Consider the following 22054-nt stretch of genomic DNA (forward strand, 5'->3'; position numbering starts at 1 on the left):
GTTGCTGAGCATAGCTGTTGGGGCTGACTTCATTTCCACTCGCACGAAAATGTTCGCCGTTGCGCTTCCGGAAGTGTAAAGACATTGGCTTTCAGGACGCCTTTCCACTCGTTATACCACTCTGAAGAATTTCGGGCCTGATTGTAGATAGCAATGAATCTGGTCCTGTCTGAATCAAAGCCAAAAACAATACGTCCGACGCCGTCCGGGTCATCCCATGTACCAGTAAGTAAGCCCTGGTGCAGCGTCCCTTTAATGATCCCCCGCTTTCGATCGGGAGTGACCGTGAGGAGGTACCGCCCCGTCACGGAATCTCCTTTTATGGTGAGCTCTACCGGTCCAACCGATGTGCAAAATTGCAGTGTCTGCGCGGGAGTTGATTTGGTCTGGGCAGCAACCTGGTAGCCGGAACTACCGACAAGAAGAACTAAAAACAGCATTTTCATAGCAGTGGCAATCGTTAAGTGAGAGCAATCACTAAGTCACTAATTGCCGACAAATAAAGGCCGCCCTACCGAAAGGTCGCTGACCTTTTGCTGATCATACGCTGAATTTAAGCTGAGTCCTGCTCAGCGCTTACTTACCGATGCAGAATCGCGAGAAAATCGAATCCAGCAAATCATCCGTAGTGATCTCACCGGTCAGCTCCCCCAGGTGCTTTAAGGCCAGCCGGAGGTCCATTGCCAGCCAGTCGGCGGAGATGCCCGCATCGAGTCCACTGATCGCGTGTGCCAGGGCATCGTCGGTACCGACCAGGTGTTCGAGGTGGCGGGCGTTCGTCACCACGGCGCTGCCGGTTTGCACAGTCGCGTCCGTACGTACCCGCGCCGACAAGGCCGCTTTCAGCTCGTCAATCTGGGCATCTTTAGCCGAAATCCAGACGACGGGCTCGCCGACAACCTCGTTCAGTGTCTGGCGTTTGGCGTCCGGCGTAGCATCGGCTTTGTTGCCGACCAGCAAATATGGCTTACCCGACGCACGCACCTCCAGAATAGCATCCTGAAGCTCATCGGGCGTGACATTCACGCCATCGAACAGGTACACCACCAGCGAGGCATCCCTCATTTTCTGCTGGGTTCGCTCCACGCCAATCGCTTCGATGGTATCGGTCGTCTGGCGCAGTCCCGCCGTATCGATCAGCCGGAAGCGGATGCCATCGATAAACAGTTCGTCCTCAATCACATCGCGGGTTGTACCGGGTATGTCTGATACGATGGCTTTTTCTTCATTCAGCAACGCGTTTAGAAGTGTCGACTTACCGGCGTTGGGTTTACCGACAATCACGGTTGGCACCCCGTTTTTGATAGCGTTGCCCGTAGTGAACGAATCGATCAGCGGACGCAGCACGCGCCGGATGTCCTGCATCAGCCCACGTAGTTGATCGCGTTTGGCAAACTCCACGTCCTCTTCGCCAAAATCCAGTTCCAGCTCGACCAAGGCTACAAAATCGATCAGTTGCTGACGTAGCGCCTTGAGCTGCTTCGAAAAACCACCCCGAAGCTGCGTCAGGGCAGCGCGATGGCTGGCTTCCGAATCGGCAGCAATCAGGTCCGCTACGGCTTCGGCCTGCACCAGATCAAACTGCCCGTTCAGAAACGCTCGTTGCGTGAACTCCCCCGGCCGGGCCAGGCGCACACCTTCCTGCATCAGCCGGTTTAGAATCTGCCGGATGATAAACTCGGAGCCGTGGCACGAAATCTCGACCACATCTTCCTTGGTAAATGATTTGGGAGCGCGAAAAACGGTGGCCAGCACCTCATCGATGATGGACCCGTCGGGATTGCGCAATAGACCAAAATGCGCCGTATGGCTCGGCTGCTGTGTTAAGTCCTTGCCTTTAAATAGTCGATTGGTAACCTCAATGGCCCCTTCGCCGGAGACCCGGATAACAGCGATTGCGCCAATACCGGGTGCCGTGGCCAAAGCCGCGATCGGCTCTAATTGTAGACTAGTCATGTACCTCGTTGCGTTCTCAGCGTAAATCTTTGCGCCTTTGCGTTTAATTTCTCTCAAACGCAGAGCACGCTGAGCATTACGCAGAGGCCACAGACGGTTTTGTGGGTATAAATCCTGGAAAAATCGGCAACTTGTTCACGATGCCTACCAACTGCTTCTCGACGGGCACCGCCGGGATACCGAGCAGATCGGCATACGTATCGCCGAGGAAGAAACGCATTTGGGCGGCTGCGAGGTTCCGCACCGACTCCGACCGCGATCCGGCCGAGTTCCTGGTCACTACCTCACTGACCGCGTTGAGCAGTGATTTTGTCAGGCCAACCCCCGCTTCCGATGGGGCGAACTGCCGACGGGCGATGACCCGATCCAGGTGGAAAGCCTCACGAAGGTTTTGGGGCAGCAACTCCTCAACCACACCGTTCAGGTAACCGACTACGTTGATGTGGTGGAGGTATGCTTCTTCGTCGGCTTCGCTGGCGCCAGCCCCTAGCTTTCGCAAACCACGTATCACGATGTATGAAAACGCGCCGTTGGTTCCGACCATGTCCTCCTGGTTAATCGGATGCCCCCAGTCCATATTCCAGCGGCCACTATGCAGCGCAAACCACCGCGAAGCCGCATGAATCAGCCGAATCTTTAGTGTGTATCGAATCGCATTCCCGCTTTGCCACTGCTTCGGATTGTTGACGGCGAACACCCATTCACCGGTTTCCTGCAAGCGCCGGGCCGTATCGTTTTTGATCCGCTCGGTCATCCACAGCACCCGGGCTCCATCGGCACCAAGGTAGCAGTACGGTAGTGAATACAGACCCAGCGTCAGACCAATCGCCCCGGCCTGTTTCTGAAAGAATGCCATGCCACGCGCCATCTGCGCCGGATCAGCCCAGGCAGGCAATACGCCATAGTCTGCAAAGAACCGCTGCACTGACTCAGGCTGCGTACTGGCATCAAACGTACTGGTATCGGCCAGCCAGCGCATCAGTGTTGACAACGCGTCTTTCCCGCCTGCTTCCGTTACGGCCGCGATCACCGCATCGGCCGGTGGATCGCCCTGCCGACGGTATTGGTCCAGTAAAGAATCAGGAAAGGTACGAGTTGGTTTAACCGTAGTTTGCATACGAAAGCGGTCAGAGCGTTGGTTTCAGCTCTGTCTACACAACGGCGGGGGCAACCAATTGGTTTACCCCCGCTTCACTTCGTCAGGCTCACTTTTCAGAAATACGCTCAGCGCTGAACGTGGACCGCCCTATCGCACAAACGCCAGCACCGCCCGGTTGAATTTATCCGTTTCGGTCACGAACGGTTCATGCCACGATTCGCTGAAATCGACGGTCGTCACCGGGGCATTGGTCAGTACCTGCCTGGTAGCGCGACCCACTTCCACCGGTACTACCCCGTCTTTACCCCCCCAGAACAACCCCACCGGCACCCGCACCTGCTTCAACAGGGGCCCCTTTTCAAACAGCCGGCTTTCTACATCACCGTAATAACTATAGGCCTTTCCGTGGGTGAACTGCGCCAAGGCCGTGTTCGGCGATGCGAACGCATAATCCAGCACGAATTTTTTATCGCTGTACAACGACACCGGATTACCGCCCAGCTTATACATCCAGCGGTAGATGCCCAGCCAGTCGATAGTCGCGGTATTTTCGGGGGTGACAGGATAGGCCAGCAGATACTGTTCCGCTTCAGCGTTGTTTTGTCGACCTGCTTCGCGCAGAGCCCACTCCCGTACGTTGAAGAGCCAGTTGAAATACGAGTACATGCCATTGATGGCTATCACGCCCGCTACCATCTGCTGGTAATTGTCGGTGGTCAGAAACTGCCAGGCCAGCTCCACCCCAAAACTGTGGGCCAGCAGATAAATCTGCGCATTGGGATATTGCTGCTTCAGCAGCTTGACGACGTAAACCATGTCCTCGCCAAACTGAGCATACCGTAGTGTCTGCTCAGGCACCTTCCCCGTCGACGACCCGGCCACCCGCTGGTCCCAGTAAGCGACCATTGTTTCGGTTTCGAGGCCTTTAAGGTAGTAGCGATAACACATGGCGCAATCGCCGGGCCCGCCGTGAACAAACAGGATGATTTTATTCGACTGGGCGTTGCCACGCACCCAGATGGGCATGTTTGCTCCTTTGTGGCGTAGGACCAGATTGGTTTCTTCAACCGGCTGTACATCGCGGTCGCTGCACGCGACAACGGCCAGCAACCAGCAAAAGGTTAGTAGTCTGTATATCGGTTTCATGATTTTTTGAGAGGAAGGTTAATGCCCGCTTCAAGACTGAAGCGTAGTAAAGAGGAAGTGTTGTAGGGGCGCTGCTGCATCAGGTTCAGGCGGGTAAACCACATCAGCGGAACGGTACGTCGTACGGATAAATCCCTGCCTACCCCCACCGAAACGGTCGGCAAAAAGGCGTCCCCACCGGCCATTGGAACCCGTCGGAATTCACCATTGTCGGCAACTTTGTAGGTTTTGGCGTCCAGAAAATAGCGAAAGTAAGCGGGAGCAATACCTACCTCGACCATTCCTCCGCGCCGACCAATCCGGCGGTAAGCGAATTCAGGGGAGATAATCATTCCATAGTGGTTGGCAGGGTGCCGATAGAGGGCCAGTCCCGGCGCGAACAGAAAGGTTTTACAGGCCCGATTCCGTTGCTTAACGTAGCTGTGGAGGCTTCGTTCGTAGGCAGCTTTGAGGCCATAGTGAGTCACGGTTTCGCCGTAGTAACCCACCCTCAACGCCTGCCCGCCGGCCGTTGTCAGGCAAACGACAACCAGCGCGAGTGTAGAGAAGATTCGTTGCATGGTAGTAGATGTTGTTTACGGCGACAAAACTACCTGCAATCAACATAACCTACTATTTACTAATAAGTTATACTGACTGAATCAGGAAAAACAACGGATGAATCAGTAGAAATACAGGTTGAATCAGAGACTATCTTCAAGCCATTTTTTGAAGTCAGGCGCTTTCTGCTGACTAACGATGATGTCCTTAGGCAACGTTGGCCGTAGTTCCACTTTTAACTTCCCGTACGTATCATTGAGGTATGAACTACACGCTTTTCGGTTGATGATAAACTGGCGATTGACCCGAAAAAATGCGTGTTCGGGCAGATCACGCGCCAGCTCATCGAGAGACGTATTCACTACGTATTTCCCACCCGAGAACGTGGTCAAAAAAATTGTAGCCTCGTCAATATAGATGTAAGCAACATCATCGATAGACACCGGAACATTACGCAGCCCACTATTGACGATGAGCGTTTTCCGGAACGTAGGTTCTGGCGTTTGGCTGGCAGGTTCGGGGTGTGGCGGCACGGGAACCGTCGCTTTCCGGTACAGGTACAAGCCTACGTACACTAGATTGATCAGTACTATGACCAGGACACTAATCGGAAATTCGTAAACAGGATATGTAGACTCGGCGATGGGCTGCTTCACTACGTAGTAGAAATACAGCATGGTCAGCAGTAACGAAACGACCACCGGCCCGATAACCCCCAACACCAACTGACCAAGAATCCGTTTGGCGGGTTGCGCAAACCAATCGTACCGACCATCCAGCCAGACTGTTATCGTGCGAACAACCAGCCAGACCGCAGCCGTAATCAGCGACGCGCCTACGATGTCACGCAGGTAAAATGATTGATTCCAAAGGGCAAAGACACTTTCCTCCTGACCTATGTTCACGAAAAAGTAGCCGCTCAGCAAACTCCCGGCAATGATCAGCCATCGGTCGCGGTAGATACCTGTCATAGTACAATCGGATTAGACAATGACCTGCTCAATGTTCGCTACAATATAGCTATAGGCTGATTCGAAGTCCATCGTAGCCCAGCCGGATGTGCGGAGGCAGCGTGTGTTCAACCTCCCGGTGTAAACCCAGTTTATGACTGATATGCGTGAAATACGTCCGCTCCGGGGCTATACGCTCCGCCAGGGCTACGGCCTGATCGAGGGTAAAGTGTGAGATGTGAGGCTGCTGCTGAAGGGCATCCAGCACAAGCACCCTGGTGCCCCATACTTTCTCCAGTTCTTCGTCGGAGATGTAATTCAGATCGGTGAGATACGTGAAGTCGCCAATGCGAAAGCCAAACACCGGCAGTTTGTGGTGTAATACCTCAATGGGAATGATGCGAACCCCCAGGATGTCAAACGGTTCGTTGGTGATCTCGTGCGTACGAACGCGCGGCACGCCCGGATATTTGCGTTCGGCGAAGATGTAAGCAAACTCACGCTGCAACTGCTCCAGCACCGACGCGCGGGCGTAGATAGGGATTTCCTGACCGGACCGGAAATTATACGCCCGAATCTCGTCCAGGCCGGCCGTATGATCTTTGTGTTCGTGCGTATAGACCACAGCGTCAACCTGCTTCAGCCCTAAACGCAGCACCTGCTGACGAAAATCAGGCCCCGTATCAATGATGAAGCTACGTCCGTCAATGGCAACGTGTACCGACGAACGTAGTCGTTTATCCCGAAAATCTACCGAACGGCAGACCTCACACTCGCAGCCAATCAACGGCACGCCGGACGAGGTTCCGGTTCCCAGCAAAGAGATAAGCATACAAGGAGGAAGGGGAGTAAGGAGGAAAGGGCGAAGGGAACAAGAGCAGTCCCCCTTCTCCCTTTTCTTCCCTTCCTCCTCTCCTCCTTTAGTTTCTTATTTATCCGTCAGTTGGTTCACAACTTCGACAAGCCGGTCGAAGTTGAGGGGCTTCACCAGCACGTCGTTGAAACCAGCCGTCTTGAATTCTTCTTCGGTGTAGTTTTTGGCATTACCGGTGATTGCAACGATAGGCACCGCAGCTTTTTGTTTATCCGGTAGCGCCCGAACGCGCCGGACACACTCCATACCGTCCATCACCGGCATGTTGATGTCCAGCAGCAGAATGCTAAAATCTTCCTTGTCCAGAATCTGCATGACCTGTTCGCCATTCTTGACGGCGGTAATGTCATAATTCTGAAACTCAAGAATTTTACGGGCCAGGTTTTGAATAACGGAACTATCTTCGGCAATCAAAACACGCTTGGAAGCTGACATAAGACTGTACGATGTTTGCAGTTTGCTGTTTTAGAGCTTGGATTGAGACTGGTCAAAGATACGGGCAATGACCTAACTTCAAACGGGAAACTCTCTTCGAGTGGTGAAATTAGCGATTAAAGTGAAAACCCAAAAAACTCTTCCGGGTAGCAGCTAACTTCCATTTTAGCCCATAAAACGACCAAGAGCGGGTTTTTGTGTATTGGCACTCAGAATTTTACAAAGCTTTTTGATTTGGTAACACGCTTAATCAATTTTTTACGTAACTTTAAATCTCTTACGCCACTGATCTTCCTGAATTTTAGCTCTGCTTTAGACCGTTGACGCAGCCCCTCCTCCGTCGGCGGATTAACTTAATTGTTACCGGCACTTCCGAATCGAGTACCCGTTCATAACTTTCCTTAATTAACCATGAAACTGACCGGACCCGAAGGCGTCTTCGAGCTGAATATACTCGACTACGAATACAGCGATTCTCCTTTTTTTCTGGACCGCAACTGGCTAATTGTCAGCCTGAGAACCCGCTACAACGGCCATGAATGCGTTCGCACGGCCCCTCTTTTGTCAACCTGGGAGATTGAGCTGCTGCTGAAATGGATGCGCTCCGTTGCCAACGAACGGGAACTGTCGCCAAAGCTGACGTTTATAGAGCCAGGTTTGGGGTTCAACAACGTTTCCCACAAAGGCAATCAGTATACGCTACGCATCAAAATGAGCAACGAAGCGCAGCCAAACTGGCACGCTGACAGTAAGCCATTCTGGATGCCGGTAACTCCCGATCGTGCGGAACTTCAGCACGCAATCGGCGACCTGGAGAGTCAGTTCCGCCATTTTCCGGTACGGGACTAACCTGTTATTGCCAGGCTCTGAATGTAGCCTGGCAATAACAGATCGTTACGGACTGGTGGTCCGTGCCCCGCTATTTCTTCACGGCTGCGTACGTATCAAGAAATTCCGTGAACGCTTTATCCAACTGATTCAATTCCTCGCCCAGCGTTCGTGAGTCGTTGACTTTGAGTTTTCCTTCCGCTTCACGGGCAATGAAAGCCACCCTCGATACCCCAATCGTTCCGGCACTCCCCTTCAGCGTGTGCAGATGACTTTTAACAGTCGGAATGTCGCCGAGCGTAAAGGCATCTTTGGCTCCATTGACGAGTTCGGTCGCTTCGGTCACGAACTCATCAAATACGCTGTCGACCAGTTCCTGACCTCCGATGTCGTGTAGCTGCCCCACAATTTCCTGATCGATAACCGGTAGGGCGGCTTCTTCGGCTACGCGCTTTTGTTTCCGGGCCAGTTCGGTACTCGCACGTTTCGACTGACCTGCATCGACCAGTTCCTTTACCTTCGCAATCAGGCTTTGCGCCCTGATGGGTTTGGCAATGTAATCGTCCAGCCCCTGGCTCAGGAACCGCTCCCGATCCTCACGCATGGAATAGGCCGTCATGGCAACAATGGGCGGTAATTGTTTAAACTGCTCGCGCAGGTGGCGGGTCGTTTCAACGCCGTCCATATCGGGCATCTGAATGTCCATGAAGATGACGTCGAAAGGCGTGGGGCGTGGGGTATCGGGCGTGGGGGTCACCGTGGTTACAGTCGCATCTGGCCCCTTGCCCCCTGCCCCATGCGCTACGCTGGCAATCGCTTCCGGCCCACTGGCGGCAGTCGTGACGATACACCCCGCTTTGCGCAGGATTTCGCTGGCAACTTTCCGGTTCACGGCGTTATCGTCGACCAGTAATACCTGGGGGTGATACTCGCTGAAGAAGTTGGCCAGCGTCACTTCGGCGGCTTCGGTCGTCTGCTGCGTCGGGCTGATGGCAGTTTCTTTCAATTCGATGATGAACCAGAACGTGCTGCCCTTGCCGACCTCCGATTCGACGCCGACTTCGCCCTTCATCAGATGTGCCAGTTCTTTGGAGATGGCCAGCCCCAGCCCCGTACCGCCAAACGACTTCCGCGACGACGTATCGACCTGACTGAACGAGTTGAACAGCAGGTTGATGTTCTCGGGCGAAATACCGATACCCGTATCGCGTACCTCTATCCGAATCCGGTTAAACTTGCCACGCTTGCTCACCAGCGATACGTCTACATCCACCGAACCATTTTCGGTAAACTTGATGGCGTTGGACGTCAAATTTGACAGAATCTGAAGCAGTCGGGTCTGATCGGCGATCACAAACGTCGGCAGTTCCTCGGCGAGTTGATACGTCAGCCGGTTGTTTTTGGAAGCGGCCTGCTGACCGAACAGCGCGATCAGCTTTTCAAAGATCTCTTTAAGGGCCACCGGTGCTTCGTGCAGCACCATCTTACCCGCTTCGATCTTCGAAAGATCAAGAATATCGTTCAGAATGTTCAGCAGCGTTTCCGACGATCGTTTGATCGTCCGGACGTATTCGCGCTGTTCGTCATTGAGTTGCGTATCCGTGAGCAGATCGATCATACCGATCACCCCGTTCATCGGCGTACGGATTTCGTGGCTCATGTTGGCCAGGAACCGCTCTTTCACTTTCAGCGACCGTTCGGCTTCGTCCTTGGCTTTAACCAGTTCGGCGGCCTGCCGTTTCAACTCCGTAATGTCGCGGGCCAGGGCCGCCACCACCGAATACGTCCCCTGCTCGTCTTTCAGCAGCAGCATGTTGAACATAAACTGCCGCTCGGTGCCGTCTTTCCGGCGCATGGTCGCTTCGAAGTTGCGCAGGCTGCGGTTGCGCCCGAGTTTGATCATGGCCCGGTGGATTACGCTCTTGTCGAGGAAAAACTGCGTAACGTCCTGCCCCAGCACCTCCTCGGGCGTGTAGCCCATCCGCTTGAAGACCGACGGGCTAATCATCGTCAGACGGCCCTTCCGGTCCACCCGGGCGTAGATGTCCTGCAGGTTTTCAAAGATCCCCCGGAATTTCTCTTCACTCTGGCGCGTCGCAATTTCAGCGCGTTTGCGGTTGGTAATGTCGCGGGCAATACCCGACACTTCTTCAATAACACCGCCAGCCAGCAGAATCGGGTTCAGGTGAAACTCCAGCCAGGTTTCGCCTTTCCCGGTCTCGAAATACAGTTCGAAGTTCTGCGGTACGCCCCGAAACGCCTGCCGGTATTTTTCTTCCAGCAACCGGCGGTTCTCCTCGCCGATCATTCGCCAGCCAAGCTTGGGCGTACTGACGTGCAGGGTCGGCACTTCGCCCAACTGACTTTCGATCAAGCGGGTATAGTTCCGGTTAAACGAGGTGAGCTGGAGCGCCTTATTGACCGACCAGATCAGGTACGTACTGCTGTCGAAGATCGCATTGAGCCGGGCGTTCTGCTTGTCGAGGGCCACCTCCGACTGCTTGCGGGCGATAGCCAGCGCCACCTGCCCCGAAATGAATTCGAGCAGTTCGAGATCCCGTGGGCCGTAGGTCAGCGCGTTATCGTACGATTTAACGCCGATGATGCCCGTAATTTCGTCGCCGATCCGTAGCGGAGCCGTCAGCATCACCTTGGGCTGTAGTTGTCCGTAGAGGTCGATTGTATGCTGTTCGGCCATCTGCCGGATGTCCTTCTCGTACAGAAACAGCGGTTTGTTGGCCCGGATGGTGTATTCGGTCAGGCCGTTCCCAAGCTTCCGCTTCGTGAACCGCATATTACCGCCAAAATATTCATCGACGTAGTATGGGAAGTACAGGTACGTTTTGCTCTGGTCGTAGAGCGCAATGAAGAAATTTCGAGCGTCGATGATGTTGCCCAGTTCCTCGTGAATCTTGTGGTAAAACTCGTCGAGGTTGGGCGTATTGATCATCCAGTTCGCAATGCTGTAATACAGCTTCTGCGATTTTTCGGCCCGGATCTTGGCGGTTGTGTCGTGCAGGATGCAGCGGAAGGCCGTGGGGCGCCCCCGGTCGAATCGGCAGTTAACACTCCCCGACAGGTAGATGGTCCGCCCACCTTTGGTTCGGAACACCGTCTCGAAATACGGCAGTTGCCCCCCCTCCTGAATGCGTTTGAGCATAGCCAGGGTAGACTCGACGTAGTCGGGGTGCAGCACATCACGCAGATTCAGGGCCGCAATCTGTTCGGAACCATAGCCCAGAGCCTCGCGCCAGGCCCGGTTCACGAAAATGAATTTACCGTCGAGGGTCAGCAGTTGGATAAGGTCACTGGTGTTATCGACCAGGTCCTGCAACTGGGCGTTGGTGTACGACAAAGCCGACGCCACGCGTTTTTTATTCGTAACATCTTCGCCGATGATCGTAAACGACGATACGTGTCCGTTTTCCTGGTACGGGATGAACGAATTGAGCTGTACGTTCCGGACGGCCCCGCTGCGGGCCAGCAGGGTGATTTCGCGTTGTTCGTTGAAGCCACCCCGGTCCAGGGCTTCATCGAAGTCCTGCTCCAGCCGGGCACGGTCGGCAGCCGGAATGAAAATGTCGAAGAAATTTTTGCCGACAATCTCGTCGGGCAGCCAGGCCGTGACGCGGTACGTGTACGGATTCACGTAGCTCAGCGTTCCGTCGCGCTCGATTGTCAGGCCGATCAGATTCAGTTGGTCGACCGTCTGGCGAACGTCGAAAGTCGGTGGATGCAGTCCGTCGGTCAGGTTCGCCCTACCGTCGGTTAAGATATGGAGCCGGTTAATTTCGGCTATGAGTTCGTCTTTGGTTTTAGCAGACCAGCGCATGAGGCAGTGAGTCAGTAACTTAGTGAGCGTATCGTCGGTTACAGGCTAACCTGGAGCGGACTACGGCCTGTTCCACGATAACGTACGATTAAATATACGAAAAATACCGATTCCGGCCGTAGACTGGCCAATTGATCGAAGTCGCGGCAGTCATACGTCTATTTTTACGTACTTTGTTTTTTCCCTTTGCACAGCGTTTATGCATCGAATCTGGGTCATTTTTCTGGGTATGGTACTGGCGCTGACCGCCTGCGAACCGTTCAATCTGGAACGCAAAACGTTCCCGACCTGTGTACAGCCACGTGCCGATATTGGCTATACGGCCGACCTGCTGGACGTTACGTTTTTCGTCGAAAACGCGCAGGGCGACATTGGGGCCGTGGGCTGGGACTTCGGCGACGGTAAAAACCGGGGACGCGTTGGTACTCGTGTTACGTACAGCTACGACCGTCCCGGCGACTATACCGTTACAATCGTCATCGCCAACCGCTGCAACGATTCGTTCACGGCTACCAAAAAAATTACTGTCCGCAATTGACCCTACCGTATGACCCAGCCCGTACTCCTTTTGTTTCGGTTACTTCCCGTTCTGCTCCTGCTCATCAGCGCTCCGGGAATGGCTCAGGTCGAGGTCACGCAGGTACGTGTCCGGCAGGTCAACAGCCAGCGCATCGAAATCATCTACAACATCCGCGGGAATCTGCCCGGCGACTCGGTGTACGTTCGCGCCCAGAACCGACAGGGCCGCGTCTTATTACCCGGCAAAGCCTACATCACCGGCGATCTGGGCCTGAACGTAATCCCCGGCCCGAATCGACGGGTGTACTGGAACCTGCTGGGTAACGGCTACGAAGTTGAGGGCGACATCCGGGCTACCGTACTGGTGAAACGAACCGGCGCTACCTCACCGCCACCGGCCGCCGTTACCCAATCTCCGCGCCCGGTGCCTGTCAGACCGGAACCGGCCACCACCGAACCCGCCCGGCCGCAAGCAACACCTACCACCCCCGATACGACGTTTCAGCCGCGTCAGCGCCGGGCCGGACCGGGCTGGGCATTGCTGTCGGTTGTAGCACCGGGCATCGGCAACATTTTTGTGCAGACACCCCGCCCCGTGATTGGCTTCCGACCGATGGTCACCGTCGGTTGCTACGGCCTGATGGCCTATGGGCTCATTCAACGCCAGCAGTCACGCGAGCAGTACCGATTGTACGAACAGCAGCGTAACGTAACGGAGGCTGAGCCTTACTACGACCAGGCCAATCAGTTGCATCAGCGGTACTATATTGCCACGCGGGCAGCCGCCGTCGTCTGGGCAACCGATGTTGTCCTGACCTTCCTCCGGGGTGTCCGCAACAACCGACGACCAGCGCCGGGCGTTAGCTGGCATCCCGGCTGGCAGGCAGGTCAGCCCACGGTGGTATTGCATTATTCGTTCTGAAACACACGAAAGCTATGCGTTTAGTCCTTTTCATTACTCTGCTGATCGTGTCGACAACCAGTTGGGCGCAGGAAACGACCGTCGGGTCAGCCACCAGCGATTGGGTATTTATTCGCGTCAAACGAGCAACCGCTGCCCCCCCGCCGGTGAGGGTAGCGCCCGCCACCACGGCTACAACGCCCCCCGTCGCCCGTCCGCGCCCCGACACGGCCACTGCTCCCGCAGTTGCCAGACGCCCCACAACCACCACGCCGACCCGAACCGTAACGGCCGCGCCCAACGCGCTGCTGTTCCGCGAATCGTTCGAAAGCAACAACAACCTATGGCTGGTAGGCCGGCGAAACGGCTACGAATTTGAAATTGCCAAAGGGGGGTATTACATCCGCAAGGCCCTGCCGCCCAGCCCAAAACCGGCGCAGTGCTACATTAAATTGCCCCAGTCGGTCAACCTGAACAAGGCAGCCTCTTTTACCGTAACGGTCGATATGGTTGTGCCGCCCGGCGTCAAACCTGATGCGGGCCTGCTGATCGGGGTAAAAGACGCGGAGAACAACTGCCAGTTCAGGATCGTCGGCACCAACCAGGTTTCCATCAAAACAGTTGTGAACGGCACTTCTTTTGCCCAGTATATGCCCGGTAAGCTGACCGATCCGAAGGTCCCCGTTGATCCGGTGCAGAACACGCTGACGGTTCGAAAGGCCGGCGACAAACTGCATTTCTACATCAATGGGCGCGAAGTGGAGAACAGTCCCCACGATTTCAGGCTGTTCAACGGCAATGGCATCGGCTTTATTTCGGCGTCAACCACCGTTAAGTTCCTGAATCTACAGGTGCAACTCATTCCCGACTGAGGCCGATTACCGGATGCGCTCGCCGTTGATGTCGATCTGGTATTGCTGCCCGTTCTGCAAAACGGTAGCCCGCTTGTTTCTGAACACACTGATGTCGTCATAAACCGGCTGGATCAGCCAGTGGTCGTCGAGCCAGAGCCCCCACTCACCATCCTGCGACGCCTGTTGTTCGCCATATTGGCCCCGTTCATCCCGGATGTCGTCGTAGGGACGGATTGCCTTTGCAGCCCGCGGAATTGCCTCAGGCTCATCGGATCGATAGGCATTATCCGACGAGCGGGTCATTTCCGGCTGGTCGGTTGTTTTCTTTCGACGGGTTTTTCGGGAACGCTGGGGAGTGGTTTTTTCCGACGTTTCACTGGTCGTCCTTTCAACCTTGGGTCTATCTCGATCCGTATCCCGGTTATTTTTTTGCCCGAACGTACTCTGCAAAAACCAGTACAGCATCAGCAATAGCGCCACCGCGAACAGAACACCCCAGAACCCGCTGCGGTTGGGCGGCATCACATCCACAGTCAACTGGCTCAGCGGCTGATCGGACGGATCGAAGAGGTGATAATTGGTCGTTTTGGACGGAATCACGCGGCCCCGACCAGTTGGCGACAGCATCGACCCCAGATCATCGACCGTCACGAACGGGACGCCTTCCACCTCCCACTCCAGCATAACAGCTTCGCCTTTCCGAACGCGGCCCGGATTAGCCCGAAACGAGCGCACAACGATCGGTTTGGCTTTAGCGGGTTCGGTTTTCGGTACGGCGGGTGGGGGTGTCGGCTCCTCGCGCAGCAGGTGATGCCAGTCGGTCGACAGCAGCCGGTCGCGGAGCGAGTTGCCGTGCGGCTCCTGGGTGGCCTGGTAGAAATTTGATACAAGATACGAAAACGCTTCCTCCGTAATGATCGGCTCATCAGCCGGGCTGATGTCGTACAGACCACGTAACGCCTGCGCCGGAATCAGCTTCACGGCTTTGTACTGATCGAGTCGGGCGGCTACCTGCCGGCGAATCTCATCGCGGCTCAGTCCTGATGTTTGCGGAGTGGGTTCAGCCGGGATGGTAGCAGCCGGCTGGGGTGGCAGTGGTGCGGGTGCCGGTGTGGGTGGAGCAACCGGGCGCACCGGCTCGGCAACGGGTGCCGGGTCGGGAATGGTGGCCAGAATCGACGGAATCCAGCGATCGGCCACGAACGCACGCGACAGCGTCAGCCGTTCGGCTTCCGTCACGATTTCGTTCAGATGCCCCGAGGTTAGTTGTTTTCGGTCGGCGCGGGCGTAGTCGGTGATTTTATCGCGCAGGGCGTGGATACGCGGAAACAGGCCCCCGACGCGATAACTCACGTCGTTGACCTGCCGCATAAACTCAGCCGCCGACAGACCGTCCTGTTCGGCTTCGGTAAGAAGGCCATTCCGTCGCCACTGCCACTCTTTCAAGTCGCCGTCGTGCAGAATAACCTCCTCTTTTATACGTTCCTGTAATTCATGAAGCGTCATAGATACCGCCTACGTAGTACGATGGTTGTTGTTTACCGGCCAAAGGTACAGTAACGCGGCCAGTATCGCCCGACCGTTCATCAATCTGTAACCCACAACCGTCAACCTACATAACACATCAGGCGGTAAAACTAATTTCCGCTTTTTGCACAATTACCCAGATTTCGCCCTGCAAACTCAGCCGTCCCTCCGAAACCGTTACGATTCGGCTGTTCGGTTCGGGTCTCGAATTATACTGGCAGGCTTCGCTCAGGTACGAATACGGGTCGCTGAGGGCCAGCCGCTGCGCTTCGGGGTCGTCGGACACGCGGAAGGTCGCCTGCATTGGAGCGGTCGGCGTAATGATAAACACCATCGGCCGACTGGGCGATTCGGTCAGACTCCCCACGCTGAACCCGCCGGGTACGTCGGCCGTCCGGGCGAAAAGCCGGCTGGGCATGGCAGGAGCCGGGGCCGTTCGTGTCCGGGACTGCGACTGACTAACGGCGGGAGCCGGAGCTGGTTCGGGCACGGGTTGTGGCTGTGGTGGTGCTGCACTGGTCCGGGACGGTACGTCAGGAATCGGCTCGTTACGAACCGGCTGCGATTCCCGAAACTGGTTTTGCGGAGCCGTCGCCCGCTGACGCAGTTGTTCCAGACTGCTTTCCAGTACGTCCAGGCGCTTTTTCGTCTGATTCCGTTCCTGTTCAAGCGTTTTTATGCGACCACTCAGTTCGTTGATAACACTCTGATTTACGTCCGGCGACCGGGCCGTATCGCGCGCTGAAGCAGGTGCATTCATTGTTCGACGCCACAACAATACTACGCCAATCAACGCCAGCAGCGATAAAATCATGGCCAACCGTCCGTACATTACTGCGCTCCCGGCCGATGCCACGCGGGTTGAATCCTGTGCCTGCACGACCGTGGCCAAGCCAAATACCATCAATCCGATCAGCCAGTTTGCTTTTACCAGTTGTTTCGTCATAATGAAGATGGATGGGTTAAGCCTGAGCAATGTGTTTCGATAGTTCGTACAGCGCGTGTTTAAGCGGCAGAAAGAAGAACGTCTCCGACAACAGTTGGTCCGGGCTGCGTTCGAGCGACATCTTAGCCAGCATGTAGCTATCGTACAACCGGCTGTGCATCAGATCCGGCCCGGTCAGGAACTGGTAATACTCTTCCGGCCGCTGGATTTCAAACTCGCGCAGGAAGCCCGTAATAGCCGAATTTTTCAGTGTTTTCTCCAGGAACGTCTGTACGTTACGCAGCACCGACTCGTGAAAGCCAGCCTGTTGCGTTACGTCGCCCGCGCGGGTCTGGTTGTAAACAAACGCGGCCGTTCCGGTGGGCTCTGTACCCCAGTAGGCCGTTGGCTCGTTGTTCCGATACGCGTTGCGATCCGGCGCGTTCTGATAGCGCACGGCCCCGTTAGCGGTCGTTTCCTTCGGATTCGGCGTCATCAGAATCTCGAAGTTGCCCGGTACCGGCAGGTCCGAATAAGCTTCAAACAGTAGCCGGGTATAGTCGACCAGATCGTTGCGGGTGCCGAGCAGGTTGAGGTACTGGCTACCCCGGCCCGTAAACGTCAGGAAGCGCGGTAGCGACAGCGGGCGGGCCGTCGGGTCCTGCTTCGACTGGTTTTCGATCAGTTGCACCAGGTGGTAGATGATGGCCGCGTAGTGCAGGTACAGCACCACCTGAAGCGCCGGCTGCTGGTTCTGAATCGACTTCGTGAACTGGAAATGCGAATCGTATTTGAACAGCAGGCTGATCACATCCTCGGCGGTCATGTTGCGGGCCGGGTCCATGAATGCGTCCAGCGTCTGGTCGGCTTCGGTGGCGCGGCTGCTCGGGTTGTTGCGCCGGAATGCCATGAAGGTTGTCAGGAAGCCGTTGTCTTTGCGCGTGGCCGATGGCGAACCCGTTTCGTCCAGTCCCCCACCCCAGATGTCGTTGGCGGCAAACCGGAACGACGTATTGAAATAGCGGTCCTGTCCTTTGGCGAACACCATAATATCCGACGTACCGCCCCCGATGTCGACGTTAACGGCGTCGGCTGTGCTGAGGATGGCGTTCTGCTGCTGGAGGTAGAAGTACGGCGCCAGCGATTCCAGAATGGGTGTACTCTCGAAATTCTGATCGGTTCCGAATACGTTGCGGGCGGCCTGTTGCCACTCGGCCGTCAGGCGGTTGCGCGTCCGGCGGCTCATGCTCGACGGCGCGACCCAGACAATCCGGGTTTTGGCTACGTCGCCTTTGTTCAGCAACACTTTGTGCCGAATCAGCAGCAGCAGGGTTTCAAAGAACGTCCGAACCCGCAGATCATTCAACGTATCGTGCGGCCGGTTCTCGAACAGCCACTTCAGGTTGGTCTGGTATCGGTTACCGTCCGGCCGTCCCTGTTCGAGGTCGATGTTGAAGCCGAGGTTCAGCTTACTGAACAGGTAGTCGCCCCCTTCGGTCAGGCCCTCGCGCTCGTACACGGTCGTACGAAGCGGGAATGCAAAAGGCGTTCCCAGCCGCGGGTCCCGCCCGATGAGCGACGGCACAAATTCGCGTCGGATCAGCGGTTCTATTTGCTCCAGGTCACCGAAGCTGATGGGCCGGTGATAGCTGCTGTAGACGTTGGGCAGGTTGGCATCCTTGTACGGTTTGTTGAGCAGCACCGTTTGCAGATCAGCATCGGTCACCGTCAGTGCGTCCGGCTCAGCGCCTTCGTCACGTACCGAATAGGCCACGTGTGTATTCGACGTACCGAAGTCAACGGCGAAGGTGAACTCCCGGTAATTATTATCCCCCACCAGCTGAAACTGCGGCAGCACCAGCCCCCGGTACGGAATGCCTTCGTACGACAGCTTCAGTTCGACCAGGTCAAAGGCCTGCGGCACCTTGTAGAAATACGACGCGGGCCGCTCGCCGTCTTTGGGACTACGGGGCGTTGGCCGGGCCACGGGCAGTGCCTGCCGCCCCACCACATCGGCATAGCGGAAGAAACCGACCGTTGTCGCCTGCGACGTACTGCCATCAGCGACCAGCACCGTGTACTGGTTCACGGCCTGCTGCTCGGGGCGCGTCATGCGGTAGAACGGGAAGAAACCCATGCCAACCGGCAGTTTGTAGGCGGTTTCCGTTTTGCTCAGGTCGTACGTCCGGCGGAACTCCACGTAGCGGATGTTAGCCCCCCGCACGGGTATGCGCAACGTAGCAACGACGCTTGTTTCCTGTACGTCGAGCGTCAGGTTGTCGCGCAGGTCTTCGAGCGTAAAGAAGTTGAAGTATTCTTTGCGTACCGGCAGCAGGAAGTCGCAGTCGGCGCGGTTAAGCGTTCCCGTGAAGAAGCGTTCGTTGTTGATCTTATACGGCACCCGAATCAGAAAATCCTCCAGGAAATCGTCGGTCGTCACGAACGGGTACTGCACATTGTCAACACCCGGCAGTCGCCGATCGGCCAGCAAACCGCCCCCACTCAGATCATTCAGCGAAGCCGCCGGAATCACCGTGCGCGGGTCCCAGTCAGTATTTTTAACGTACCGGCCGCGTACGTCCATCCGCGACGCCAGCGCCAGCGGGGTACGCACGTCCGTCCGAACACCATTAGGTCGGGTTTCCGATTTATAATGCTGTACCGTCGGCAGCATCACAAAATCGCTGTCGCGCTCGATTTCCTCCAGCACGTCGTCGGCCCGAACGGCATAGAGCGGCAGCCCACCGATGACCTGCAACGTACTGTTGCCTTCAATGCCCGTCCGGATGGGATCGAAGTCGGCCAGCGTACGGCCCGCATCAACCGGCAACGGATACGGATTGTCGCGGAATAGTTTGTCCAGGAACAACGTCAGGCCACTGTTTTGCGGCAACCGCCCTTTGTATTCATCGAACAGGCGACTCAGGTAGGTTACAAATGTCCGGTCGCGGTTTTCGAGCGGTACGTAATCATTCTGAAACAGCGTCCGGCCGGTGCTGCTCTTGGGTGGGTCCAGAAACTTGTTCTGGCGCTCCTGCTCCCAGTTCGGCGAGGTAAACACCAGGGTCAGGGGCGACGTACCGCCCAGCAGTGCGCCTTTGTAATAGATCAGGGTCACGTTCTGCAGGTCGGCCAGGTCGTGCCGCATGTCCAGTTCGAGCGCCTTGGCCAGTACCGCGTGCGGGTGACGCCGATTGGGTGAACTGGCTAAGGGAGCTTTCTGGGTCAGCGACGACAGCCGGTCGGCGCGGTTCCAGATGCGATACGTCATATCGGGACTGTTGCCGCCCTGAAACAACAGTTCGAGCAGGTCGAGGCAGTGCGATACCAGTACGTGGTACATCGTCGGCTGCGACGGCCGCAGGTTGTTCATCACCAGCCGGAAAGCCGCGTCGAACAGGTACAGCCGCGCAAATGGCGACGGAATGGACGTACCTGATTTAGCGGCCATTCCCGCCTGATTCAGCATGGTATCGGGAATGTGTTCAATACGATTACCCACCAGGCCAGTATTGCTGGCCGTCCAGCCCTGGTGATTCTGTTCAATAACGTTCGGGTCGTTGTCGATGCGAAGGATATGAGGCATTGATCAGTTCGTAGGTTGAGATTCGTAGGTTGACGTTCCTGTTCGGGCGCTGGTCGTACCAGCTACGTCGAACCAGTAGTTAAACAAGCTGTCGATTCAGGTCGCCGAGTTTCTCCGTGCAGCGATCCGCCACGGCCATCAGCAGGTGCATGAGCCGGGCCTCGGGCTGCGGATACGGGGCCATGAGTTTCGGTTCGATGTCGCCGGCCTGGTTGAGCAGGAAGCTGTCGGTGATGCCTTTATCGCCGAAACCCATGAAAGTTTTGGTTTCAATCTGCTTTTCGCGCACCAGTCCGTTGAAATCCGTTGCGAAGTTGAACGGATCAAATCGCCGGTCATTGTCGGCCATTTCGGCCAGCCACCGCCGGTACAGATCGCCCATGAATTTGGTCAGGGCAACGTAATAGGTGCCGGTACCCAGTTGCTGCGGCAGGTTCAGGCTCTTGGCGAACGACTCGCGCAGGTTGGCCGGAATGTAATCGACGTAGAACTTGCTGGCGTAGGAGAACCGGACCAGCGACAGCAGCACGTTCTGGTAGGTTGCATCCGCGAAATGCACCAGATTCAGGTTTCGGTCGTCGCGTCGGAGCCCGTATTCGTAGTAGGTTTTACCGGCAAATTCGCCCGCGCTCCGGTTGGCAAAGTCCAGCACGGCTTCGGCCGCGAGCATCTCTACCACGTGGGCGTTGTTGGTCTGTTTGGCTCCGCCCTCTACGTTCGCATACAGTTTCGCGCCGGGCTTATCGCCGATGTAATACAGCGAATCGAGGTGAATCTGACTCTGGTAGTAGGAGAGCGCGGCCTTCGTTTTGGAGTTGAAGCGGTTCTGATCGATGGCGCTCTGCGAATTCTCGTCCAGCGCAAAATACGGCATCACCGTCACGGCCCCCTTCCGGGCGTTTCGGATCGGTGTTTTCTGGCTGGGGTCCTGCAGGAGTTTTACCAATTGCGGAAAACCCGACGAGCCCGTTCCGCCGAAGATGGAACTGATAATGAAAATCCGGTCGGTATCGTTGTTGAACGCCCCGACGAAATACCGGTACAGGGGGGCATCTTCCAGCGCGTTGAACACTACGCTGCCAATGTTTGGATTGCCTTTAAAACCTACCGACAGATCCAGTTTCAGTTCGGCGCTGGTCGGGCGGGCGGAGTTATCGTACAGCGTTTTGAGCAGTTCGCGGTCGATGTCGTCCATCGTGCTGACGTTCAAAAATGTCTCGAACGTACCCTGGTGCTCGGTCAGTTGCGGCAGGAACGAGTCGCCGATGCGCTCCTGGGCACCGTCGCTCTGCAACGTACCCAGCGACTGCATCGGAGCCGCGAAGAACGCCCGCGTGTCCGGCGCTTTACCGTTCGGGTAGGCCGAATTGCGGATGGTTCGGTAGAGTTCTACCCCATCCAGCGCCCGGGCTGTATCGCCGTTCTGCATATCCATATCGAGCAGAATCGGCACAATAGTCAGGTCGGCGGGGGTTTTGGCACCGGACGCCAGCAGCATCGTCAGCGAGCGTAGCACCCGGGCACCCGTACCGCCAATTGCGAAGAGGAAAAGTTTCATGTTGTAAAAACGGTTGTACGGTTTGTGTTTTACGGTTTTCTGTACTCCGCTACCTGCGGTGGTATGACCTGAGGTAGCAACTAGAAACTCAAAACCGTAAACCAAACACCTTTATTTAACTTAAAATGGCGTATGCCGGGCGTACACAGAACCACGCCGGAACAAGGCTGATGCGCCCACAAAGACGATCAGCGCCCACAATAGATTCACCCCCGCAAAGCCGTACATATAACTGTCGGCGCTGGGTTCGCCGGTGGCATCTTTGGCGTAGCTGATGGCCAGCGAAAAGCCGATGATGAGGGCAATCACCAGCGTGAGAATCCAGTGACTGGTCCGGTGAAAAACGGCCCGCCAGCGCCCCAGCAACAGGTAAAAAAGGGCGGCCAGCACCAGCATGATGAGTAGGGTAAGTGTACCGACGGAAGTGAACACCGCATTGCGGTACGTAGGATCGGGGTTTTTGCCAATGAACAGTTCGTAAAGAGCCGTAAACATGAGGGGGTTTCGATTTAAAGACAGTTTGT

Annotated in this window: 18 protein-coding genes; 4 read left to right on the forward strand and 14 right to left on the reverse strand. The window is 56.0% G+C overall.

The genetic code is table 11. The features are described from left to right. Positions 1–29: 29 nt before the first annotated feature. From BN8_RS14950 to BN8_RS14985, 8 genes are all read right to left on the reverse strand, one after another. A complete protein-coding gene (locus tag BN8_RS14950) occupies positions 30–440 on the reverse strand; it encodes a hypothetical protein (RefSeq protein WP_144051669.1) in 411 nt (136 codons plus the stop codon). Between the two features lie 136 nt (positions 441–576). Next, positions 577–1956, reverse strand: a complete 1380-nt coding sequence (gene mnmE / locus BN8_RS14955; protein ID WP_009282746.1) for a tRNA uridine-5-carboxymethylaminomethyl(34) synthesis GTPase MnmE — start codon at positions 1954–1956, stop codon at positions 577–579. A gap of 76 nt (positions 1957–2032) precedes the next feature. After that, complete coding sequence (locus BN8_RS14960) at positions 2033–3073, reverse strand: oxygenase MpaB family protein (protein ID WP_009282747.1); 1041 nt, start codon at positions 3071–3073, stop codon at positions 2033–2035. A gap of 129 nt (positions 3074–3202) precedes the next feature. Continuing rightward, positions 3203–4201: an alpha/beta fold hydrolase gene (locus BN8_RS14965; protein WP_009282748.1), complete on the reverse strand. Its 999-nt coding sequence runs from the start codon at positions 4199–4201 to the stop codon at positions 3203–3205. Then, positions 4198–4761, reverse strand: coding sequence for a hypothetical protein (locus BN8_RS14970; RefSeq protein WP_009282749.1), 564 nt, complete (start codon positions 4759–4761; stop codon positions 4198–4200). The genes BN8_RS14965 and BN8_RS14970 overlap by 4 nt, the downstream gene beginning before the upstream one ends. A 123-nt stretch (positions 4762–4884) precedes the next feature. Beyond that, positions 4885–5712, reverse strand: a complete 828-nt coding sequence (locus BN8_RS14975) for a LytR/AlgR family response regulator transcription factor (protein ID WP_009282750.1) — start codon at positions 5710–5712, stop codon at positions 4885–4887. A gap of 49 nt (positions 5713–5761) precedes the next feature. Continuing rightward, positions 5762–6523 carry an MBL fold metallo-hydrolase gene (locus BN8_RS14980; protein WP_009282751.1) on the reverse strand — a complete coding sequence of 254 codons (762 nt, stop codon included), beginning with the start codon at positions 6521–6523 and terminating at the stop codon, positions 5762–5764. A gap of 96 nt (positions 6524–6619) precedes the next feature. Next, entirely contained in the window at positions 6620–7000 is a 381-nt protein-coding gene (locus tag BN8_RS14985; RefSeq protein ID WP_009282752.1) for a response regulator, read from the reverse strand. Positions 7001–7411: 411 nt separating this feature from the next. On the opposite strand from BN8_RS14985, the gene BN8_RS14990 reads away from it, so the two are divergent. Further along, positions 7412–7849: a WapI family immunity protein gene (locus BN8_RS14990; RefSeq protein WP_009282753.1), complete on the forward strand. Its 438-nt coding sequence runs from the start codon at positions 7412–7414 to the stop codon at positions 7847–7849. 70 nt (positions 7850–7919) lie between these two features. Here BN8_RS14990 and BN8_RS14995 read toward each other — a convergent pair whose 3' ends face one another. Next, on the reverse strand, positions 7920–11660 hold the full coding sequence (locus tag BN8_RS14995; protein ID WP_009282754.1) for a PAS domain S-box protein: 3741 nt from the start codon (positions 11658–11660) through the stop codon (positions 7920–7922). 199 nt (positions 11661–11859) lie between these two features. Here BN8_RS14995 and BN8_RS15000 point away from each other — a divergent pair, with 199 nt between their 5' ends. From BN8_RS15000 to BN8_RS15010, 3 genes are read left to right on the forward strand one after another with little or no spacing between them, the layout of a single operon-like run. Then, a complete protein-coding gene (locus BN8_RS15000) occupies positions 11860–12198 on the forward strand; it encodes a PKD domain-containing protein (RefSeq protein ID WP_009282755.1) in 339 nt (112 codons plus the stop codon). 9 nt (positions 12199–12207) lie between these two features. Beyond that, on the forward strand, positions 12208–13101 hold the full coding sequence (locus tag BN8_RS15005) for a hypothetical protein (protein ID WP_009282756.1): 894 nt from the start codon (positions 12208–12210) through the stop codon (positions 13099–13101). Positions 13102–13115: 14 nt separating this feature from the next. Next, the gene (locus BN8_RS15010; RefSeq protein ID WP_009282757.1) at positions 13116–13952 is read left to right on the forward strand and encodes a hypothetical protein; all 837 of its coding nucleotides are present in this window, start codon (positions 13116–13118) and stop codon (positions 13950–13952) included. 6 nt (positions 13953–13958) lie between these two features. Here BN8_RS15010 and BN8_RS15015 read toward each other — a convergent pair whose 3' ends face one another. The 5 genes from BN8_RS15015 to BN8_RS15035 all read right to left on the reverse strand — a co-directional run bounded on the left by BN8_RS15015 (position 13959) and on the right by BN8_RS15035 (position 22025). After that, complete coding sequence (locus BN8_RS15015) at positions 13959–15440, reverse strand: WG repeat-containing protein (protein WP_009282758.1); 1482 nt, start codon at positions 15438–15440, stop codon at positions 13959–13961. 118 nt (positions 15441–15558) lie between these two features. After that, on the reverse strand, positions 15559–16407 hold the full coding sequence (locus tag BN8_RS15020; RefSeq protein WP_009282759.1) for a hypothetical protein: 849 nt from the start codon (positions 16405–16407) through the stop codon (positions 15559–15561). 16 nt (positions 16408–16423) lie between these two features. Further along, a complete protein-coding gene (locus BN8_RS15025; RefSeq protein ID WP_009282760.1) occupies positions 16424–19972 on the reverse strand; it encodes a hypothetical protein in 3549 nt (1182 codons plus the stop codon). A 79-nt stretch (positions 19973–20051) separates the two neighbouring features. After that, the gene (locus tag BN8_RS15030) at positions 20052–21530 is read right to left on the reverse strand and encodes a hypothetical protein (protein ID WP_009282761.1); all 1479 of its coding nucleotides are present in this window, start codon (positions 21528–21530) and stop codon (positions 20052–20054) included. Between the two features lie 120 nt (positions 21531–21650). After that, the gene (locus tag BN8_RS15035) at positions 21651–22025 is read right to left on the reverse strand and encodes a hypothetical protein (protein ID WP_009282762.1); all 375 of its coding nucleotides are present in this window, start codon (positions 22023–22025) and stop codon (positions 21651–21653) included. Positions 22026–22054 lie beyond the last annotated feature (29 nt).

It is taken from the genome of Fibrisoma limi BUZ 3, from assembly GCF_000296815.2.
GTDB classification, from domain to species: domain Bacteria; phylum Bacteroidota; class Bacteroidia; order Cytophagales; family Spirosomataceae; genus Fibrisoma; species Fibrisoma limi.

Excerpts from the sequence above, each read along its gene's own strand:
- BN8_RS15010 (WP_009282757.1), top strand. The coding sequence starts at position 13,116 with ATGCGTTTAGTCCTTTTCATTACTCTGCTGATCGTGTCGACAACCAGT.
- BN8_RS15020 (WP_009282759.1), bottom strand. The coding sequence starts at position 16,407 with ATGACGAAACAACTGGTAAAAGCAAACTGGCTGATCGGATTGATGGTA.
- BN8_RS14975 (WP_009282750.1), bottom strand. The coding sequence starts at position 5,712 with ATGACAGGTATCTACCGCGACCGATGGCTGATCATTGCCGGGAGTTTG.
- BN8_RS14980 (WP_009282751.1), bottom strand. The coding sequence starts at position 6,523 with ATGCTTATCTCTTTGCTGGGAACCGGAACCTCGTCCGGCGTGCCGTTG.
- mnmE (WP_009282746.1), bottom strand. The coding sequence starts at position 1,956 with ATGACTAGTCTACAATTAGAGCCGATCGCGGCTTTGGCCACGGCACCC.
- BN8_RS14965 (WP_009282748.1), bottom strand. The coding sequence starts at position 4,201 with ATGAAACCGATATACAGACTACTAACCTTTTGCTGGTTGCTGGCCGTT.
- BN8_RS14950 (WP_144051669.1), bottom strand. The coding sequence starts at position 440 with ATGCTGTTTTTAGTTCTTCTTGTCGGTAGTTCCGGCTACCAGGTTGCT.
- BN8_RS14970 (WP_009282749.1), bottom strand. The coding sequence starts at position 4,761 with ATGCAACGAATCTTCTCTACACTCGCGCTGGTTGTCGTTTGCCTGACA.
- BN8_RS15000 (WP_009282755.1), top strand. The coding sequence starts at position 11,860 with ATGCATCGAATCTGGGTCATTTTTCTGGGTATGGTACTGGCGCTGACC.
- BN8_RS15025 (WP_009282760.1), bottom strand. The coding sequence starts at position 19,972 with ATGCCTCATATCCTTCGCATCGACAACGACCCGAACGTTATTGAACAG.
- BN8_RS14995 (WP_009282754.1), bottom strand. The coding sequence starts at position 11,660 with ATGCGCTGGTCTGCTAAAACCAAAGACGAACTCATAGCCGAAATTAAC.
- BN8_RS14960 (WP_009282747.1), bottom strand. The coding sequence starts at position 3,073 with ATGCAAACTACGGTTAAACCAACTCGTACCTTTCCTGATTCTTTACTG.
- BN8_RS15030 (WP_009282761.1), bottom strand. The coding sequence starts at position 21,530 with ATGAAACTTTTCCTCTTCGCAATTGGCGGTACGGGTGCCCGGGTGCTA.
- BN8_RS14985 (WP_009282752.1), bottom strand. The coding sequence starts at position 7,000 with ATGTCAGCTTCCAAGCGTGTTTTGATTGCCGAAGATAGTTCCGTTATT.
- BN8_RS15015 (WP_009282758.1), bottom strand. The coding sequence starts at position 15,440 with ATGACGCTTCATGAATTACAGGAACGTATAAAAGAGGAGGTTATTCTG.
- BN8_RS15005 (WP_009282756.1), top strand. The coding sequence starts at position 12,208 with ATGACCCAGCCCGTACTCCTTTTGTTTCGGTTACTTCCCGTTCTGCTC.
- BN8_RS15035 (WP_009282762.1), bottom strand. The coding sequence starts at position 22,025 with ATGTTTACGGCTCTTTACGAACTGTTCATTGGCAAAAACCCCGATCCT.
- BN8_RS14990 (WP_009282753.1), top strand. The coding sequence starts at position 7,412 with ATGAAACTGACCGGACCCGAAGGCGTCTTCGAGCTGAATATACTCGAC.